Source organism: Vibrio sp. 1401, from assembly GCF_033340295.1.
In genome coordinates, this window is sequence record NZ_JAWOWF010000053.1 from 1 (window position 1) to 16,802 (window position 16,802).

The window sequence follows — 16,802 nt, forward strand, 5'->3', positions numbered from 1 at the left end:
CCAGATAGAAGAACTTTAGTTGCAGCTAAAGTCTGGGTCTCACCTTACCCGATTGGAGTACTTATTATCCATACAAGCGTTTAAGACAGATTCGCAACGCTCGGCATTTTTGGTTTGCTATGAATTTAGTGTTTACGGCACAATGGTTTAGGTTAAGTGGCAATGTTGCTCACTACTTAACGCGGCGTTATGTCACAGGGAGAAATAGTGCAAGATATTCAGTTTAACTATCGTCATGACTTTGCGGTTTGGGCTGGGGCGAGAGCTTCGCAGCGAGGATTTACGACTGTAAAGCTTTTACGGGATGCGATAGAACATTCGAAGATTAAAGAGTTTTCTCGTAACCCTGAAATTGTTACCACACGTGAAGAGTTTGATGAACTTCACTTTGACTGGTGCGAAGATATTTGCGAATTTCTAGAGTCTCAAGACGTAAAAGGAGTTACTTTTGGTAGGGCTGCTAAGTTAGTTGCAGTGTATCTCAAAGCCATGGTAGTAATCCCCCAAACTTGTTCAATTCAAGCAGAGTTTATACATCCTCCAATAGACAGAATTCTCCTACGAAACTTGAGTAAAATTGACTCAATTCCCGCTGAACACAAGCGTATTTATCGTGATGCAAATTGGACGAACTTTAGTCGTGAATCATATTTGACAGTTGTGGATGCGATTAGGATCTTTCTTGACGGTAAGCCTTTATGGCAAATCGAAGAGTACTGGAGTGTTACTGCGGAGAAGTGACATACAAATTGTTCAAGAGTGATTCGGCACGCGTGGCATTTTGACTATGCGTTGGTTTTAGTGGTTAAGGTGGTATGCAGAAGCTTCGGTATTGCGTGCCTCACACCTTAACAAGGCGTTATGTAACAAATGGAGTTGTAACATTGGCAATACAAGTTAATAGAACAATAGAGGTGTCTGCTGAATTCTCAAACGACACTCAGCAAAGTTTACGTTTTTCTCTAACAAAAGCTTGGGGAAACGGTGAGAAGAAAGCTTTGTTTATATTACTGAACCCAGTAAAGCAGATATAGTCCGAATGGATAATACTTTCGCTAATGTAGTTAACTATTGCGTGGATGCTAATTTTGATGCTGTTACAGTCGTTAATTTGTTTCCTTATAGAGCGACAGAGCCCAAGGATTTAGTTGGGAAGTACGATTTAGGGCTTTCAGAAAACATAAAGGTGTTTCAGCGTGAACTTGAACTTGCCAATGAGGTGTTCATTGCGTGGGGCACTGAACATAAGAAATATAGCCAAGCGAAAAAGAGGTTTGAGTCTGTTCTTAAAGAAAGTGCTGATGGGAAGCGTATTTCTTGTTGGTACGATGAAAAAGGGAACTATCCCAAGCATTTACGCATTCTAGGCAAAAACTGGGTAAATAAAGACTATCAGTTTGTCTTTGAGTCAGTTACATAACAAACTGATCTGCCCCAACAGTTTTGGACACTGAGTTAAGTGAGTACAATCACTAACGAGGTGAACAATGACAACTAAGAAAACTAGAATTAAACATTCCCCTGAATTTAAAGCAGAAGCCCTGAAGTTAGCAGATAAAGTGGGAGTAGCTGCGACAGCAAGACAGCTTTCTTTACATGAATCTCAAATCTACGGGTGGCGAAAGAACTCGAAAAAAGACACCAGTACTAGTCAGCGAGAGCAAGAACTAGCCGCAGAGGTTGCCAAGCTCAAAAGGCAGTTGGCTGAGCAAGCAGAAGCGCTAGACATTGTAAAAAAGGCCGCCACCTACTTCGCGAAGAATCTAAAGTAAATTTCTATGAATTTATGCTCGAACACCTGCTGAGCTTCAGTATTGTGCGTATGGCTAAGGTGTTCGGGGTATCCCGAAGTGGGTTTTATTACTGGGTTAAGCATCGCCATAAGGCCATCAAACACGAGGCAATTAGCCAAAAGCTTGATACAAGAGTCAAAGAAGCTTTCAACAACAGTAAAGGCCGAGATGGCTCAAGGCGTATTCAAAAAGAACTGTCTGAGAACGGTGATAACTACAACGTTAAAATCATTGCTGCCAGTATGAAGCGTCAAGATTTAACGCCGAAAGCTGCACGCAAGTTTAAGTGCACTACGGACAGCAAGCATCAAATGCCTGTTGCTCCAAATCTGTTGGCTCAGAACTTTAGCGCATCGGCTCCGAATGAAAAATGGGCTGGAGACATCACCTATTTAGCCACAAGCGAAGGCTGGTTGTACTTGGCGGTAATTATTGACCTTTACTCAAGACAAGTAATTGGATGGTCTATGGATACCAGAATGACGGCTACGCTGGTCTGTAATGCGCTATCAATGGCATTGTTCCGTCGCGGATTCCCCGAGCAGGTTATCGTTCATAGTGATCGAGGTAGTCAGTACTGCTCAAAAGATTATCGAGATCTCATAACTGCTTATAACCTCAAGCAAAGTATGAGTAGGAAAGGAAACTGCTGGGACAATGCTTGTGTTGAGAGTTTCTTCCATTCTATGAAAGTGGAAGCAATCCAATATGAGCCGATTATGACGAGAGAGCAGATGCGCCAAACGATCTTCGAGTACATAGAGGTTGATTATAATCGGACGAGAAGGCACAGTGCTCTTGGGTATCTAAGCCCAGTTAACTTTGAACAACAAAATGTCGCTTAATGAAGTGTCCAGTCTGGCTGGAGCAGATCAGCTTGCCATAGATATGCTGTTTTGTAGAACACCTTATGTTTATGAAAATTTATCAGGCAAGCTCTCACATATTGATAGGTTTATATCAACAAACGCTTGCCAAGTATAAGTAGAAGCATAATGCCTTCTATACTGTAGCTCCACTCGACAAATATCCGGTCTCGTGTCATATATACGACATTGTTTGTTTTCCACATTGAGATGACGGCAAATGCCGTCACCTCGGTCCAAGTTCTTGGTCTCTGCGGATAAATCAACATTCGCACAACATTTACCGCATGAATAGCAAGGGAAAGGATTTAGGGTAACTTGGTTCATAAACTCATCAACCAAGCTCGAGTACTATCTAGGTTGTTGTCTTCAAAAGGTAACTCTATCTCTCTTCGACTTACTTCTTTCGACAACATCATACTTCTTTCGTATTCACAGCTAACAGATTCTAAGTTGTCGACAAGTCCAGCCAGTTCATCAGGTGAAAGATTAAACTCAACTTTGGAAAGCTCAATCAAGTATCGATCAAGTTCAGCATTTACCGTCTGGAAGTATTCCAAGGTTCTCTTTTCTACTGACTTAAACTGATCTAGGTAATCCCATACTTTTCGCATTAATTTACTGTGATCTAAAAAGTATGTGATACCAATAGTCATTATCCCCGTAGCCACCGCGCTAACAAACGAGGCTAGTTCAATACCGAGAGGAAATGTCATCAGCGAGGCTAACTGTTGGTTAAGCATCACTCCCATTGCAACCGCAACACCAGTAGATAAAATACGTGTAACTTCTCGCACTAAAGATCCAGGGCTAAGTCTCTGCGGATTAAAGAACAAGACTTTAGCAGCCGAAACTAGACTTGACCAAGTTTCACGGAGGAGTTTTCCAATCAACTTTTGAGTGGTGAAAAAGATGTTCATTATGGTCGAACTTAAGCTAGACAGGGCACCCGCTAAAGCCCCGCTTTTAAACTCTTCCAGAATATCTTTGAATCGAGTTTTGACCCTATCCCAAATTTTTAGTGCGGTAACCTTTAGCTTATTTAGGAACTTATCAAGTGTGAAGTTTTCTTCTTTATCTTTAAAGATCTGAGGAATTGCATCTTTTATTTCAAACCAAACTTCAGCAAGAACAAGCCCTAATGCCTGTCTAACCCCCATAGCGAAACCAGCTTTACTAGACGCCATAGCAGTACTCTTAAAAAACTTACTGCTGGTATAGTAAGTGAAATTGATCTGCTTATCGTACTGCTGTCTTGCTCTCTTATCCGCCTCACGCATTTTGTCTTCATCAAGACTCTCAAGAACAGCAACCTGTTCACTTTGCTTGGTGATTTTATCTGCTAGTTTACGTTTTTCATGCTTTTGCTGTTTAGTTTCCGAGGGCATAGAAGCTAAACGCAGTTTATCTCTTTCAATATTGTTACGCTTGTTCTCAATTGTCCTTGGTACAACGGTTCCTAAGAAATCATCCATAGAATGATCTAACTTGAGGTTGTTGATGTAATAATGTGTCGATTGAAAGTTTGAGTTCTGATTGGCAAGTTCTACGCCGTCTAGCCCTGCAAGCACTCTTCCCGCATCATTATGGACTTCATGCGATGAAATGATGTGGTCTAGTTGGCGTTTTTCATCCTGAGACATAAGCTGGTTACGATATTCGTCTGGCAAATTACCATCATGTTGCAGCTTTTTGTCTTCCTTTCCCTTCGCCTTATAATTCTGATGAGAGTGGTAGCGATCTTCTCTTTTGGGTTTGTTCTTTCTATCAGTTACGATACTTCCGTCAGCATGATGTTTAACTGGTTTGTAATCCCCTTTATTCGCATACTCTGCTTGAACACTCTTTGAGACATAGATTTCAGCATCACCTTTTTGGTGCTGGCGAACATTGTGAACGGTTGCAACATCGCCACCTTTTTTGTCTTCAAAAAGTAAAAAGTCCAAACCGAACGTCGTTACTAAACTTTTAGTAACCGTCTTATTTAGTTCATCAACTAACGCAAAATGTTGTGAATTGGTTTCTGACATACCATACAGCTCCATTGAAAAGGGAGAAAAACCTCCCTTTATATCTCTTCGAGAACAATACTTACTTGTGAGTATTACTCGACTTTGCAAGCGTAGCTTTTATTCCAGGCTCATTGATCACTTGCATTCCATCGCTATCAGTTTCAATTTGAACAATGTTTTCATCATTTAATACCACATTACCCTGTGCGTCTTTTTTAGGTTTAAACAGCGGTGTTGTAATGATATCAGTGAGAATAGCGGCAATTTGGTAGCCATTTTGAATTAGACGAATAACGTCATCTTCGAACTTGGAAATGTCAGCTTTGTTCGATAGCAATTTCTCAAAAGCTTTTAGGCTATCAAAGTATTCTTTAAATACTGAATACAGGCGTTCTATCTCTTTGTAAATTCTATCGGCATATAGCTTAGTTTTGGCTAGTTGTTTGCGCCCCTTCTCCATCTTACCTACAGCTTCGTTAACTTCTGCTCGAGTTTTTCTTGCATCGCTTAATGCTTCCTCCGCATGAGAGGCAAAAGCCCACCCAGCAATCGCCATAATAGGAGCAGCAACAACACCACCAAGAACCATCGCACCTCCAGCCATACCAAAGCCACCAGCAGCAAGGGAACCTCCGCCAATAGCGGCCATAGTTGCGTTATATGCAGCAGCGCCAGATAGAGCGGCAATCGGTGTTCCTGTTGAAGCGGCAGCCATAGCCATAACGCCACCGTATACAGCATATGCAGCGGCAGCACCAGCAGCACCAGCTCCAGCGACCTTACTCATGTAAGCTGTTGTAGATAACGCGAGACCATCTATCTCATCAAGCTTATGCTGAGGAAAGTCAATTTCTAGGTCCTTAGAGTTGGATTGGTTCAATTTAACTAAAAGCTTTTCTGCAATTGTTCTGAACTCTTTAAAATCGTTACCAACTTGTAGTTGAAACTCACCGAGGCTGGTTAAACTTTTATTTGTCTGTTCATTCTGTTTGTCAAAGATAGTTCTCTCTTCATCGTACTTTCTCTTTGCAGACTCAATAATATCGTTTGCTTCAGACTTATCTTGATACCCGTCGTAGCCTTTTTTAGCTCCATAACTTGCTGCTGCAACAGCAGCACCTGCTAAAATAAATGGTAATGGCATGTTTATTTCTCCAAAAATTTTTCTGCTTCGAGCACAAGAGCCATCTGGCGCTGAACCCAATCCTTTAACTCTTCAATGATTGACAAGTCCACATTTAGGCTTTCCGCTACACTTTTTATGAAATTGTCTTCACTTTCTTCAATTACCTGATCCGCGTAAGCAACACCAACTAATTCAATTAGAAACGCCATTTTCTGCGCCTTTTCTGAAAAGATCGCAGAAAGCTTTTTAATATCAAACGCTTTATCTAAATTTGCACTGTTGTTACATTGAGCAGTGATTCCCTCCAAAAGTAGAGTTTCTCGTTCATCAACGTATCCATCAGCTGCAATTAACTCCTTAGAGAAGTAATATAATGCGGCTTGTTGTTCATCATTAAGGTGCTGAATAAACATTGCTATTTCCTTTCTTTTTATAGATGTTACAGACGTCTGTTCCAAAACTCTTAATCCACTTATCAAGTAAGAATGAATCAATGACTGTGGCTGACACTCTATAGGCGCTTCCCAACTCTTCTATGATCTGGTCTTCCGATAGCGGTGTCTCAACAAGGTGGTATCCAGCCTGTTTATCGATATCAAACTGAACTCGACACAACTCTCCCTCGCCAAAACCAAACCTTCCGTCAGAATCGTATTTAGCCAACGAAAAGCTCTCCGGTCTCTTGAAGTTAAATGACGAAACTATCGCATCATTTATACGATGAACGGCTAAGCTTCTTTCATTGTTGAACCCGTCAAACCGGCACACTAGATAAAGTCGAACTCCTTGCTGTGCAAGGCCGAGCGGCATAACTGTAGATGTTCTAACTTGCTTATTGGCATTGTGATAGGTTACGGTCAATAAACGATCTTCATACAATGCCTTACTTATATTTTCCAAAACTTTGTTATCAATTTTTGGCGCTAGAAGAGGTTGAGACTCTCGCACTACTTTGATTTTATCTTTCCACACACGATCTTTATGGTTTTTAGGGTCAAACTCGAGGTTATACCTAGCCTCTGTAAAGTGAGGTCTTAGTGACTGCATTACATCTTTTGGTAGCAGTAACTTTAGGTGCTTCTCTGCTAACGCCAAGAGTAAAGATTCATGAGCATTAAGTGAGCTCACTCCTAGTGCGTGACTATTTCTATCAAAACTGTACCCATAAGGCTTAGAGCGAGTATCCCTATCTATGGGAAAGTGTTCACTCAACATCTCTAGATTGCGTTGTATTGTTCTTATATCTCGCGAAATGCCTATTACTTCTAATTGCTCTCGTATTTCTAGAGCCGTTATCTTTCTGTGCTTAGGGATTCGTTTAAGTATTTCAAGCACAAGAACTAATGAGTCTTGTGTACTTTTTCTTTTCGACAAAGCCAAGTTATTCCGTTGTTTAAATCTATCGTGACATTCGTTCCATAAATGAGAACATCGATACTATACATGTGAAACCAATCCATCATGTGACTTAATGCACACAAATTATATTTGATTCCAGCGACAAGTTGTGTCGCACAAATATCAACCAGAAAAAGTTCAAAAAATAACGAATTTTACTTCGGTATACTGATCTCAGAGGTAAGTTAGCGACCGTCAGCTACAAAGTCAGCACGTTATAGGAGAATGAGATCGAAACATCGGAGGAGGGGCTAAGTTGATGTCGTTTGTAGTGGTCAACTAAAATTGGCCACGGTTTTAGAGTTTTCCCAATACAGTCGTTCAGACTCATTGGGTGTTAGACCACCATTATATTGATGTGGCCTGAGTTGGCTGTAGTAGCCCGTGATGTATCGAGTTATATGTTCTCTCGCTTCGCTAAAACTCCGATAACCCGACACTGGTATCCATTCTGTCTTTAAGCTTCTGAAGAACCGTTCCATCGGACTGTTGTCCCAGCAATTACCTCGCCTAGATAAGCTTTGCTTGATTTGATAACGCCACAACAGTTGCCGATAAGTACGACTGGTGTAATGACTTCCTTGGTCGCTGTGGAACATCACGCCTTTGGGCTTACCTCGTGATTCAAACGCCATAGAGAGTGCTTTCCCTGTCAACTTACTATCAGGCGATACTGACATCGCCCAACCAATTGGCTTTCTCGCGAACAGGTCGATGACAACAGCAAGATACATCCAGCGCTGTCCCGTCCAGACATACGTCACATCACCGACCCAGACTTGGTTGGGAGCGGTAACGGCAAATTGTCGAGACAGATGGTTTGGGATCTCTACGTGCTCTTGTGATGCCTTTCGATATCGGTGCTTCGGTGTTTGACAGCTTACCAGCCCTAATAATTTCATTATCTTAGAAGCTCGATAACGTGTCAGTTTTATACCTTGAGCTGTCACCATGTCGGCAATGCTTCTCGCACCAGCAGAGCCGTTGCTTGCCGTATGAACTTCTTTAATAAGACTTTTTAGCTTCACCAACTCTGGAGAAACACGCTTAGGGCGACAACGCCAGTATTTGTAACTGCTGCGGTGGACACTGAACACATGACACAGGGTTGTTACGTTAAAGCTCTGCCTGAGTTTCTCGATTATCGAGAGTTGTTCAGTGAGTCCGACATCAAGAGAGCTGTAGCCTTTTTTAATATTTCATTGTGCTCTTCAAGGCGTGCAAGTTTCTTCTTCAGCTCTCGTATCTCAATTTGCTCTGGTGTCATTGGTGAGGCTTGAGGTGCTACTCCCATTCTTTCTTGCTTGAGCTGCCTTACCCACTTATCCATTGTCGATTTACCCACACCCATGGCTTTTGCGGCTTCAACAACGGTGTAGTTTTGGTCGAGAACAAGTTGCGCTGCTTCGAGTTTGAATTCCGCACTGAAAGTGCGTCTGGTACGCTTGGTCATAGTTTCACCTGTCATGCTATGAGGTGTATCTTAACACCTCTAATCAGGTGGCCAAATTCACCGTACCACTACACGTTATCCCTCCCATAACCTTGTGCTCATGAGAGGGTAGCGAAAAGTAATAATATTATCGCTCTAAATTATCTATAGCTCTAATCAAGCTTTGTGCTTTCCGGTCATTTTCAAAAGCTATTTTTTCTCTAAGATTAAGCAGGGCTTTTTTTGCTGCCTGATCTTTTGCAAATAGATTACCGTCTTGTAATGCAGCAATAGCAAGAGCCCTTTTTAAAGGCGAATTTTTGTCTTGCTGATTATTTCTATCATAGTAATCTCTGACGCGCTCACTTGGTGCTCGATTTACCTTTTCCCATTGTTCTAAGGTTTGAGTTAAAGCTGCGTCACTCACTGCCTTAACTGCCGATTTCCCTGCACTAACCAATGAATCGAAAAATCCCATAATGACTCCTTACCAACTGTTAATTCACGTTGTTTATTTTGTAGTTAAACAATCTATCAATACGACTAAAACAGATAACCTTTAAAAACCATGCTTCTGAGCTCATTGCACTCATAACTGACATACCCTTAATGATCGACTATAAAAGTTATTTTTGAGCACCAATAGGCTACCAATAAAGATTATTAATTTTGCTTACACTTAGATAACTTACATAGATAAGTGAAATACAAATTAATAAAATCAACAATAAAACTCCACTACTAATGCCACTGTCTACGTTTGAATGCGACACATCATGTCGCAGCTAAAATGTTTCCAGCAATAGATTCATTTAATCACCTACTACGACATAACTTGCCGCATTACAAAGTAACCTAATATCAATCAAGATATTGAAGGTAACGATATGTCAAAAAGTAAAGGCAACACTCATGCCCGTAGCATTTCTCTTATTGATGAACAAAACATGTCCCTCCCTAATAATGTTGGACTTAAAAACATACTAAAAAAAATTTCAGACTTAGAGATTGAAAATCAAAAACTTACAAATAGAGTTTTACTCTTAGAGAAGCGTTTAAGTGTTGATTTTTTGACTGGTTTATCTTCTCGTGCTCAAGGCATTACACACATAGAGTCTCTAATTCAAGACAATGATATTGGAACTTTCTCACTGGTATTTATCGATTTAGATCAGTTGATGAAAATTAACGACTCTGCTGGTCACGTTGTCGGAGATAGAATGATTGAGAGACTAGGTAATATCTTGAAAAAAATGCAACTACCAAAGCAGACGATAGCTAGGTTTGGAGGAGATGAATTCATTGCCATCCTCCCAAACTACGACCATCAAAAAACCACGAGTTGGTGTAACTGCTTACAAAAAAGAACTAAGCTTCAGGAGCCAATACGTATTGATGGACAGCATTTCTACCTTTCTGTTTCAGTTGGATCTTACGTGTACCATAAGGCAAGAGAGCCTGAACATTTAGATGCAAAGCAACTAATAGAGAGAGCAGACAAAGATATGTATAAAAACAAACAAAGTAAAAACGACTCACTCAAAAGTTATATCTATAAAGTACCAATCGGTGGGTAATGTGGTGATTAAAAATATAAAAACCACAAGATAACACCATCAAATCATTGATATTAAAGGAATTTTAAAAAACCAGTTCTTAAACACTGAATGATCTAAAAGTCATCGAGTATTGAAACAGAAAGCCCCGCTAGTACGGGGCTTTCTTTTATTCGTCTTTTTCCAAGGTTCTGTTATCAACGTAGGGCCAATAATGGTGCCCAATTCTGATCAGCAAAGTAGCCGCAGCCAAAATAAACGCAGCCAGAGATAACCACACAACCAAAACTGCATCCAGCTCTTTCATTCCGAGTGTGATATAGCGGGCGATTGCCATCATCGCGATATAGATAGGATAGCGTACCGGAATTTTACCGTTCATCACGAACTGCTGCACCATGGCGAGCACTTCCAGATAGATAAACATCAACAGAATATCCGTGAGTAAGACACGCTTCTCTACAAATACGTGCACAAACTCTTGCATCATGGCGTACAACGTCGCCAAGGTAATAGAGACTAATAACACCGCCTCCAAAATATGGAAGATTTTCAGGAAAGGTCGACTAAAGGATTTCGGTAAATTCGACGGCATGGTCCATTATCCAAACAAAGAAAATAGGCCTTGAGTTTAGCATGCAACGATCTTCAATCAATCAGAATAAACATCAGTGCAAATCGACTCCAAGTCCTGGCATTTGCTTATAAAAACGCTCCGCTTATTTGGCGGAGCGCTTTTGTGTTATAGGACCTGTGGCATCACTTACGCCACTTGCTGCTTTTTTTCAGCTACGCGCTTTTTCTTCCGATATTTAGGGTGAGTGATCGGAATCGCAGATAGGAGTTTTTTGGTGTATTCGTTTTGCGGGTTTGCATAAATTTCTTTAGCACTGCCTGCTTCTACCACTTTACCAAAATACATCACGGCAACTTTGTCAGAAACATGTTTCACCACCGAGAGATCGTGAGAGATAAATATGATCGCCAAGTTCATTTCTTGTTGCAGCTGTAGCAATAGGTTCAAGATTTGCGCCTGTACCGACACATCTAACGCAGATACCGATTCATCACAAATCAGTAATTTAGGCTTCAATGCAATCGCGCGAGCAATACCGATACGCTGCCGTTGTCCGCCTGAAAATTCATGTGGATAACGGTTTACTGCCGTTTCTGGTAATCCCACTTTGATTAAAAGCTCTTTTACCCACTGTTTACGCTCTGTTGGCGTGCCAATTTTATGAATAACAAACGGTTCTTCCAGAATCATACCGATGGTATGACGCTGATTGAGTGACTCCATTGGGTCTTGAAAGACGATTTGCATGTCTTTACGCAGCGAGCGCATCTCTTTAACAGACAGTTTAGTGATGTCTTTACCTTCAAAGAAAATCTTACCTTCTGTTGGCTCGTATAACTTTAAGATCGTGCGACCAAGGGTGCTTTTACCACAACCTGACTCACCAACTAGCCCCAGTGTTTCACCTTCAGAAACAGACAGTGAAACTCCGTCTACCGCTTTGATGGTGTAGCCTTTCTTGAACAGCCCTTTACCAGAAACAAAGTGCTGCTTAAGATTTTCAATTCTTAATACTTCTTTTGCCATAACATCCTCTTTTATGACTCGTTCACTTTGCCCAGTTAACTGGCAAACATACTGGCATCAATAGGCTTGATATCGATCATCTGCTTCGGCTCATTATCTAAGCTCGGCATCAACCCCATCAAACGCTCTGTGTATGGGTGCTGTGGGTTATCAAACAACTCAAAAATTTCTGCTTTTTCGACAATACGCCCACCATACATCACGGCAACATCATCACACACTTCTGCCACAACCCCGAGGTCGTGAGTAATGAAGATCATCGCCATGCCCGTTTCTTCCTGAAGCTCGTTCATCAGTTCAAGGATAGACGCCTGAACCGTAACATCCAACGCCGTAGTCGGTTCATCACAAATCAGAATGTCCGGCTTACAGGCCAACGCCATCGCGATCATGACACGCTGGCGCATACCGCCAGATAGGTTATGGGGATACTCATTCAATCGCTTCTCTGGCATTGGGATTTTGACTTTTGCCAGCATCTCAATCGAGAAAGCCTCCCGCTCCTTTTTGTCGAGCTCTGGTCGATGGAGTTCAAGCACTTCACATATTTGACGACCAATAGTGTGTACTGGATTGAGCGCCGTCATCGGATCTTGGAAGATGATCGAAATGCGATCGCCACGCATGGCGTACATCTCTTCCGCAGGCAAATCAACTAGGTTGGTGCCGCGATAATTCACTTCACCTTTGATGATGTTGCCATATGGCTTAGGTAAAAGCCCCATGATCGACATTGAGGTTACGCTCTTACCACTGCCTGACTCTCCCACCAGACCGAGTGTACGTCCAGCTCTCACATCAAAGTTCACACCATGCAGCACCTTCACTGGTCCATCATCGGTGGTGAATTCAACTTCGAGATCTTTAACACTTAGGATTACATCGTTTTCCATAACCAATCCTTACAGCTTATAAGTGTCATCTACGACAACAACAGGTTCAAAAGCTTTGCCTGACTTCATCGCTTGTTTCGTTTCTTTTTTGATATCACTATCAATCCAGTAAGTGCCATCGCCTATGATTGCACCACTGAACAGCGCCTCTGTCATGCGATTCATTGGCTTATCTGGAAACTTTAACCAGCGCCAGTGACCATAGCGGACGTAAGGAACCATGTAGCCTGGGACGATAACGTGAGCATCAATGATGTCACGCTGAATCTCATGACCTAGCTGGATCTTTTTATCCATATCCATGCCAAAACGATACTCGATGATCTTTTCATCCAGTTCAGGCGTGCTGTAGTTTGTGAAAGAGTTAGTTTGCGGCTTGTTCGCATTGACTGAATGGAAGTACTCCCAATACGTTGGGATCTCAGACGTACCCATATCTAAGAAAGCCAAATCGTGCTTTTTCTCACGTACGTATTTGAACATAGATGAGCCATCAACTAACTTGAGCTCAATATCCAGCCCTGCTAGCTTGGCTTGCTCACGCAAAAATGCAATACGAGGAGTATGAACAGGTGTTCCGTAGGTCAGCTCGAAGCTTAAGCGCTCACCTTTATCATTAACACGAATACCATCAGAACCAATTTTGTTAAAACCTGCGGCTTCGAATGCCTCGGCCGCTTTTGCGGGATCAAACTTCGGTGCCTTAGCATCTGGTAGGGTGTATTTACCATGACCATAACCGGTCGGGTTCGGTTTACGGGAGTAGTCGCCACGCATGACATTCTCTATCATGCCATCAAAGTCAATCGCGTAAGTAATGCCCTTGCGAATGTTTAAATCATCCAGCAAAGGCATCGCGGTGTTCATCCATACACCACCAGCCCCAACTGGAAATTGGTTGTAACCCCAGAACTTTTGAATGTATCCCTTTTGGTAAGGTTCCGTATTCGATTTATCATGCCATAAGCTTGGTAAAACAAGACCAAATGCGTCCAGCTTCCCTTTCTCAAAGTGCTTCATCGCGATATCACTGTCGCGAATCACTGTGATGCGGATTTTGTCGACATTATAACGATGTTGATAATACTTATTGCTGTAACCCCACCAGTCTTCACCGACATGTTTGAAGGTAACACTTTTACCTTTTTTAATGTCATCTAGGTAGTATGCACTGGTCGTTGGTTCACTTTTAAAATTGTAGTAGCGGACAAAGTTGTCATGTATACCGTCACCATTTTCATCTTTTGAAGGGTTAGCATAAAAATGTGCGGGGCGTGGGCGCAGAGCCCCCATTCGTAACAGCAACTCTTCCGGATTGAACTCTTTCGCCGCCTTAACAGCAAACGTATGAGTGTCGTACTTGATAACATCCGCAATCGTTTTGTTGTAGTAATCGTTGTACCAAGGTTCCAAGATGTCCTTGGAACGATAAAACTTCAGCATGAACACGAAATCGTCGGCAGTCACAGGTTTGCCGTCCGACCATTTGGCTTCAGGGTTGAGTTTAAAATAGACCGTTTTGTTGTCACCTGCTAACGCCCACTCGTTAGCAAGCTCAGGTATGAACTCTAAAGTATCTGGGTGGCGGACCACCAAGCCTGGTGTTTCATCTAAGATAAAAGAACGTAGCCCTGCATTAGCGTCTGGACCAACACTACGTAACGTCTGCGGGAAACTTGACATAAAGGTGCGATAAGTCCCTCCACGTTTCGCTTCTGGAGAACCATATTGAGGCTCATCCCAGTTTGTTTGCCAGTTTAAGTCAGTCGGAAGCGTTGCTGACATTGCACCAAAACTCAGGGCGCTCAGCGTGGACGCTAAAAATAATTTCTTCATAAAACTTCCCTTTTTTATGTTTTGCTCACAATGCTCGCTTAAACATAGCGTGTGAATTTTTTCGGGTCGAAAGCCGCTCGAATGGCTTCACCAATAAAGGTCACCATTACCAGAACCAGAACAATAGAAGTCACTACTGACGCAACAATCCATGGCGAATCTAAGTTTGACTTACCTTGTTGCAGTAATTCCCCCCAACTTGGTGTTGGTGGCATCAAGCCTAAGCCTAGGTAATCGAGAGCAGTCAATGCTGTGATGTTAGCTGCAATAGTGAAAGGTGCTAGGGTTACAATCATCACCATCGTATTTGGCAAGATGTGATTAAACAAGATACGTCCAGTCGATGCCCCTAAAGCACGTGCCGCCATTACGTATTCTCGTGCCGCTTCTTTATAGGTCATGGTCCGCATGTACCATGTCATCCCCATCCAAGTGAAAAGCACGTTAATAGCGACAAAGAGAGCAAACGTCGGTTGAACGATTGAAACAAGAATCATTATGACGTACAAAAACGGTACCATTGACCAGATTTCGATAAGTCGCTGTACAAACAAGTCAAATTTACCGCCCCAAAAACCCATAGCACAACCGACTGCAGTACCGATCGCGTAGGAAATGGCCATCGTAAGCAACGCAAATCCCATCGCCGTTCTGAATCCGTAGACGAGTCGCGCCAAAATATCGCGACCTATCACATCTGTACCTAAATAATGCTTATTTTCGGCACTAGGTGCTGTTGGCGGGAAATCACCACTAAAATCTTGTTCATATGGGTTCCACGGCACAAGCGGCAAAATAACAAAGTTGTCGCCCCCTTCAGCCTCAAACGCTTTTTGCAGTACACGATAATCGGCTTCACTGGATGACTCTTGGCCGAATTCGCTACCTAAACGTACGTCACTGACAACAGGAAAATAGTAGCTACCATCGTACTTGACGACTAGCGCTTTACTGTTGATCAAAAGTTCGGCGAATAGAGAAAGGATCAACATGATAGAAAGAGCAACAAACGACCAATAGCCTCGTTTGATCTCTTTAAAGTGACGAATTTTCTTTTGAGTTAATGGACTAACTTTAATCATGTTACGCTCCAAACTTCACACGTGGGTCGACTAAAGCAACACAAATATCTGAAATGATGTTACCAATGAGCAGTAACAACGCATTAATGGCGACAATACCCATAACAACAGGGTAATCACGCTCCATGATTGATTCGTAACCTAATAAGCCAATGCCATCAATATTGAAGATAACTTCAATCAGGAAGGCACCGGTCATGAAGAACAACAAAGAGTTACCAAAGTGACTCGCGATCGGGATTAAGCTGTTACGCAACGCGTGCTTACGAACTGCTTTTTTGAAAGGTAATCCTTTCGCAATTGCGGTGCGGATGTAATCTGAGGAAAGGTTTTCCATCAGGTTATTTTTCATTGTCATCGTCAGCGTGGCAAAATCACCAATGAGGTAACAGATCAAAGGCAACACCGCATGCCACATAATGTCTTTAGCGCGTTCAAAGAAGGTTTCGTAATCGTCGAAGTCATCGCCGACAAAGCCTCCCATCGGAAACCATTCCAAGTGATAACTAAATAACGTGATCAGCAATACACCCACCACATAACCTGGTAGCGCGTAGCCTACGAAAATGAGTACTGAAGAGGCGGAATCAAACACAGAACCGTGCTTGAGCGCCTTATAGTAACCAAGAGGAATCGAGATAAAATAACTAATAAAGAAGGTCATGCCGCCATAAAACAACGACACTGGCAAACGCTCTGCGATCATGTCCGAGACAGGCTCGTAGTAACGCGTCGACTCGCCAAGATCTAGCATTACCAAACGACTTAACCACTCGACGTACGCTTCCGTTACAGGTTTATCTAGGCCATAAAACGCATTCAGCTCCGCGATTTGATCGTCAGAAAGGGCCGTATTACCACCCGCAGACGTCATTGATGCGGCGCCGTCCCCCTGAGACTGCATTTGTGACAACATGCGTTCAACAGGTCCGCCAGGCACGAAACGAGTGATAGCAAAGATGAGAATAGTTATCCCGAGAAACGTTGGGATAACCAACGCCAAACGGCGTAAAAAGTACGACAGCATATACAACTTGCTCCTTGTCTACTGTCCAGTTCAAACGGAGTGAAAGAGGATATTTTCCGCCCAAAATGGTGCATATTTATCTCGTAGTAACTAAAACTGTTGAAGCACACTCCCTGCGCCTCAAGAGCTAGACTTTTCTACTACTGCAATAATTTCAGCGTCATATTTATCTTGAATC

17 protein-coding genes are annotated in these 16,802 nt (G+C 42.3%); 4 read left to right on the top strand and 13 right to left on the bottom strand.

Going from position 1 to position 16,802, the window contains the following annotated elements; translation table 11 throughout:
• Nucleotides 1-207 precede the first annotated feature (207 nt).
• The 3 genes from R7Z77_RS20520 to R7Z77_RS20530 all read left to right on the top strand — a co-directional run bounded on the left by R7Z77_RS20520 (nucleotide 208) and on the right by R7Z77_RS20530 (nucleotide 2,638).
• Nucleotides 208-741 (top strand): hypothetical protein, encoded by a 534-nt coding sequence (locus R7Z77_RS20520; RefSeq protein WP_318136801.1) that lies wholly within the window; start codon nucleotides 208-210, stop codon nucleotides 739-741.
• A gap of 265 nt (nucleotides 742-1,006) precedes the next feature.
• On the top strand, nucleotides 1,007-1,420 hold the full coding sequence (locus tag R7Z77_RS20525) for a DUF1643 domain-containing protein (protein WP_318136809.1): 414 nt from the start codon (nucleotides 1,007-1,009) through the stop codon (nucleotides 1,418-1,420).
• A 67-nt stretch (nucleotides 1,421-1,487) separates the two neighbouring features.
• Nucleotides 1,488-2,638 (top strand): IS3 family transposase gene (locus R7Z77_RS20530; RefSeq protein ID WP_318136802.1). Its coding sequence is split into 2 segments (ribosomal slippage): nucleotides 1,488-1,731 and nucleotides 1,731-2,638, totalling 1,152 coding nucleotides; the frame shifts between segments, so codons are not numbered across the junction.
• Nucleotides 2,639-2,707: 69 nt separating this feature from the next.
• On the opposite strand, the gene R7Z77_RS28950 is transcribed toward R7Z77_RS20530, so the two are convergent.
• The 7 genes from R7Z77_RS28950 to R7Z77_RS20560 all read right to left on the bottom strand — a co-directional run bounded on the left by R7Z77_RS28950 (nucleotide 2,708) and on the right by R7Z77_RS20560 (nucleotide 9,105).
• Complete coding sequence (locus R7Z77_RS28950) at nucleotides 2,708-2,986, bottom strand: YkgJ family cysteine cluster protein (protein WP_213869542.1); 279 nt, start codon at nucleotides 2,984-2,986, stop codon at nucleotides 2,708-2,710.
• Nucleotides 2,983-4,689, bottom strand: a complete 1,707-nt coding sequence (locus R7Z77_RS20535; RefSeq protein ID WP_318136803.1) for an ATPase — start codon at nucleotides 4,687-4,689, stop codon at nucleotides 2,983-2,985. Before R7Z77_RS20535 ends, R7Z77_RS28950 begins: the two co-directional genes overlap by 4 nt.
• Before the next feature lie 61 nt (nucleotides 4,690-4,750).
• Entirely contained in the window at nucleotides 4,751-5,815 is a 1,065-nt protein-coding gene (locus tag R7Z77_RS20540) for a hypothetical protein (RefSeq protein WP_033905929.1), read from the bottom strand.
• Between the two features lie 2 nt (nucleotides 5,816-5,817).
• Complete coding sequence (locus R7Z77_RS20545) at nucleotides 5,818-6,210, bottom strand: TerB family tellurite resistance protein (protein WP_033905926.1); 393 nt, start codon at nucleotides 6,208-6,210, stop codon at nucleotides 5,818-5,820.
• Nucleotides 6,191-7,177, bottom strand: a complete 987-nt coding sequence (locus tag R7Z77_RS20550) for a WYL domain-containing protein (protein ID WP_318136804.1) — start codon at nucleotides 7,175-7,177, stop codon at nucleotides 6,191-6,193. Before R7Z77_RS20550 ends, R7Z77_RS20545 begins: the two co-directional genes overlap by 20 nt.
• A gap of 293 nt (nucleotides 7,178-7,470) precedes the next feature.
• A protein-coding gene (locus R7Z77_RS20555; protein WP_318136805.1) for an IS3 family transposase occupies nucleotides 7,471-8,648 on the bottom strand; the annotation gives its coding sequence in 2 pieces (ribosomal slippage) (nucleotides 7,471-8,381 and nucleotides 8,381-8,648; 1,179 coding nt in all).
• A 127-nt stretch (nucleotides 8,649-8,775) separates the two neighbouring features.
• Nucleotides 8,776-9,105, bottom strand: coding sequence for a hypothetical protein (locus R7Z77_RS20560; RefSeq protein ID WP_140367307.1), 330 nt, complete (start codon nucleotides 9,103-9,105; stop codon nucleotides 8,776-8,778).
• A gap of 409 nt (nucleotides 9,106-9,514) precedes the next feature.
• Here R7Z77_RS20560 and R7Z77_RS20565 point away from each other — a divergent pair, with 409 nt between their 5' ends.
• Nucleotides 9,515-10,204 carry a GGDEF domain-containing protein gene (locus R7Z77_RS20565; protein WP_318136806.1) on the top strand — a complete coding sequence of 230 codons (690 nt, stop codon included), beginning with the start codon at nucleotides 9,515-9,517 and terminating at the stop codon, nucleotides 10,202-10,204.
• A 148-nt stretch (nucleotides 10,205-10,352) separates the two neighbouring features.
• Here the strand turns inward: R7Z77_RS20565 and R7Z77_RS20570 are convergent, their stop codons facing one another.
• The 6 genes from R7Z77_RS20570 to R7Z77_RS20595 form a co-directional block, all read right to left on the bottom strand.
• Entirely contained in the window at nucleotides 10,353-10,778 is a 426-nt protein-coding gene (locus R7Z77_RS20570) for a phosphate-starvation-inducible protein PsiE (protein WP_047103769.1), read from the bottom strand.
• A gap of 168 nt (nucleotides 10,779-10,946) precedes the next feature.
• A complete protein-coding gene (locus R7Z77_RS20575) occupies nucleotides 10,947-11,786 on the bottom strand; it encodes an ABC transporter ATP-binding protein (protein WP_005379372.1) in 840 nt (279 codons plus the stop codon).
• A gap of 35 nt (nucleotides 11,787-11,821) precedes the next feature.
• Nucleotides 11,822-12,679, bottom strand: coding sequence for an ABC transporter ATP-binding protein (locus R7Z77_RS20580; protein WP_005394932.1), 858 nt, complete (start codon nucleotides 12,677-12,679; stop codon nucleotides 11,822-11,824).
• A 9-nt stretch (nucleotides 12,680-12,688) separates the two neighbouring features.
• Nucleotides 12,689-14,515 carry an extracellular solute-binding protein gene (locus R7Z77_RS20585; RefSeq protein ID WP_017634997.1) on the bottom strand — a complete coding sequence of 609 codons (1,827 nt, stop codon included), beginning with the start codon at nucleotides 14,513-14,515 and terminating at the stop codon, nucleotides 12,689-12,691.
• A 38-nt stretch (nucleotides 14,516-14,553) separates the two neighbouring features.
• On the bottom strand, nucleotides 14,554-15,597 hold the full coding sequence (locus tag R7Z77_RS20590) for an ABC transporter permease (protein ID WP_005379369.1): 1,044 nt from the start codon (nucleotides 15,595-15,597) through the stop codon (nucleotides 14,554-14,556).
• 1 nt (nucleotide 15,598) lies between these two features.
• The gene (locus tag R7Z77_RS20595; RefSeq protein WP_005384771.1) at nucleotides 15,599-16,624 is read right to left on the bottom strand and encodes an ABC transporter permease subunit; all 1,026 of its coding nucleotides are present in this window, start codon (nucleotides 16,622-16,624) and stop codon (nucleotides 15,599-15,601) included.
• Nucleotides 16,625-16,802 lie beyond the last annotated feature (178 nt).

What these genes read in the sequence shown, in the direction of transcription:
- R7Z77_RS20535 (WP_318136803.1), bottom strand. Translation starts at nt 4,689, where the DNA reads ATGTCAGAAACCAATTCACAACATTTTGCGTTAGTTGATGAACTAAAT.
- R7Z77_RS20585 (WP_017634997.1), bottom strand. Translation starts at nt 14,515, where the DNA reads ATGAAGAAATTATTTTTAGCGTCCACGCTGAGCGCCCTGAGTTTTGGT.
- R7Z77_RS20560 (WP_140367307.1), bottom strand. Translation starts at nt 9,105, where the DNA reads ATGGGATTTTTCGATTCATTGGTTAGTGCAGGGAAATCGGCAGTTAAG.
- R7Z77_RS20570 (WP_047103769.1), bottom strand. Translation starts at nt 10,778, where the DNA reads ATGCCGTCGAATTTACCGAAATCCTTTAGTCGACCTTTCCTGAAAATC.
- R7Z77_RS28950 (WP_213869542.1), bottom strand. Translation starts at nt 2,986, where the DNA reads ATGAACCAAGTTACCCTAAATCCTTTCCCTTGCTATTCATGCGGTAAA.
- R7Z77_RS20595 (WP_005384771.1), bottom strand. Translation starts at nt 16,624, where the DNA reads ATGCTGTCGTACTTTTTACGCCGTTTGGCGTTGGTTATCCCAACGTTT.
- R7Z77_RS20590 (WP_005379369.1), bottom strand. Translation starts at nt 15,597, where the DNA reads ATGATTAAAGTTAGTCCATTAACTCAAAAGAAAATTCGTCACTTTAAA.
- R7Z77_RS20580 (WP_005394932.1), bottom strand. Translation starts at nt 12,679, where the DNA reads ATGGAAAACGATGTAATCCTAAGTGTTAAAGATCTCGAAGTTGAATTC.
- R7Z77_RS20565 (WP_318136806.1), top strand. Translation starts at nt 9,515, where the DNA reads ATGTCAAAAAGTAAAGGCAACACTCATGCCCGTAGCATTTCTCTTATT.
- R7Z77_RS20540 (WP_033905929.1), bottom strand. Translation starts at nt 5,815, where the DNA reads ATGCCATTACCATTTATTTTAGCAGGTGCTGCTGTTGCAGCAGCAAGT.
- R7Z77_RS20545 (WP_033905926.1), bottom strand. Translation starts at nt 6,210, where the DNA reads ATGTTTATTCAGCACCTTAATGATGAACAACAAGCCGCATTATATTAC.
- R7Z77_RS20575 (WP_005379372.1), bottom strand. Translation starts at nt 11,786, where the DNA reads ATGGCAAAAGAAGTATTAAGAATTGAAAATCTTAAGCAGCACTTTGTT.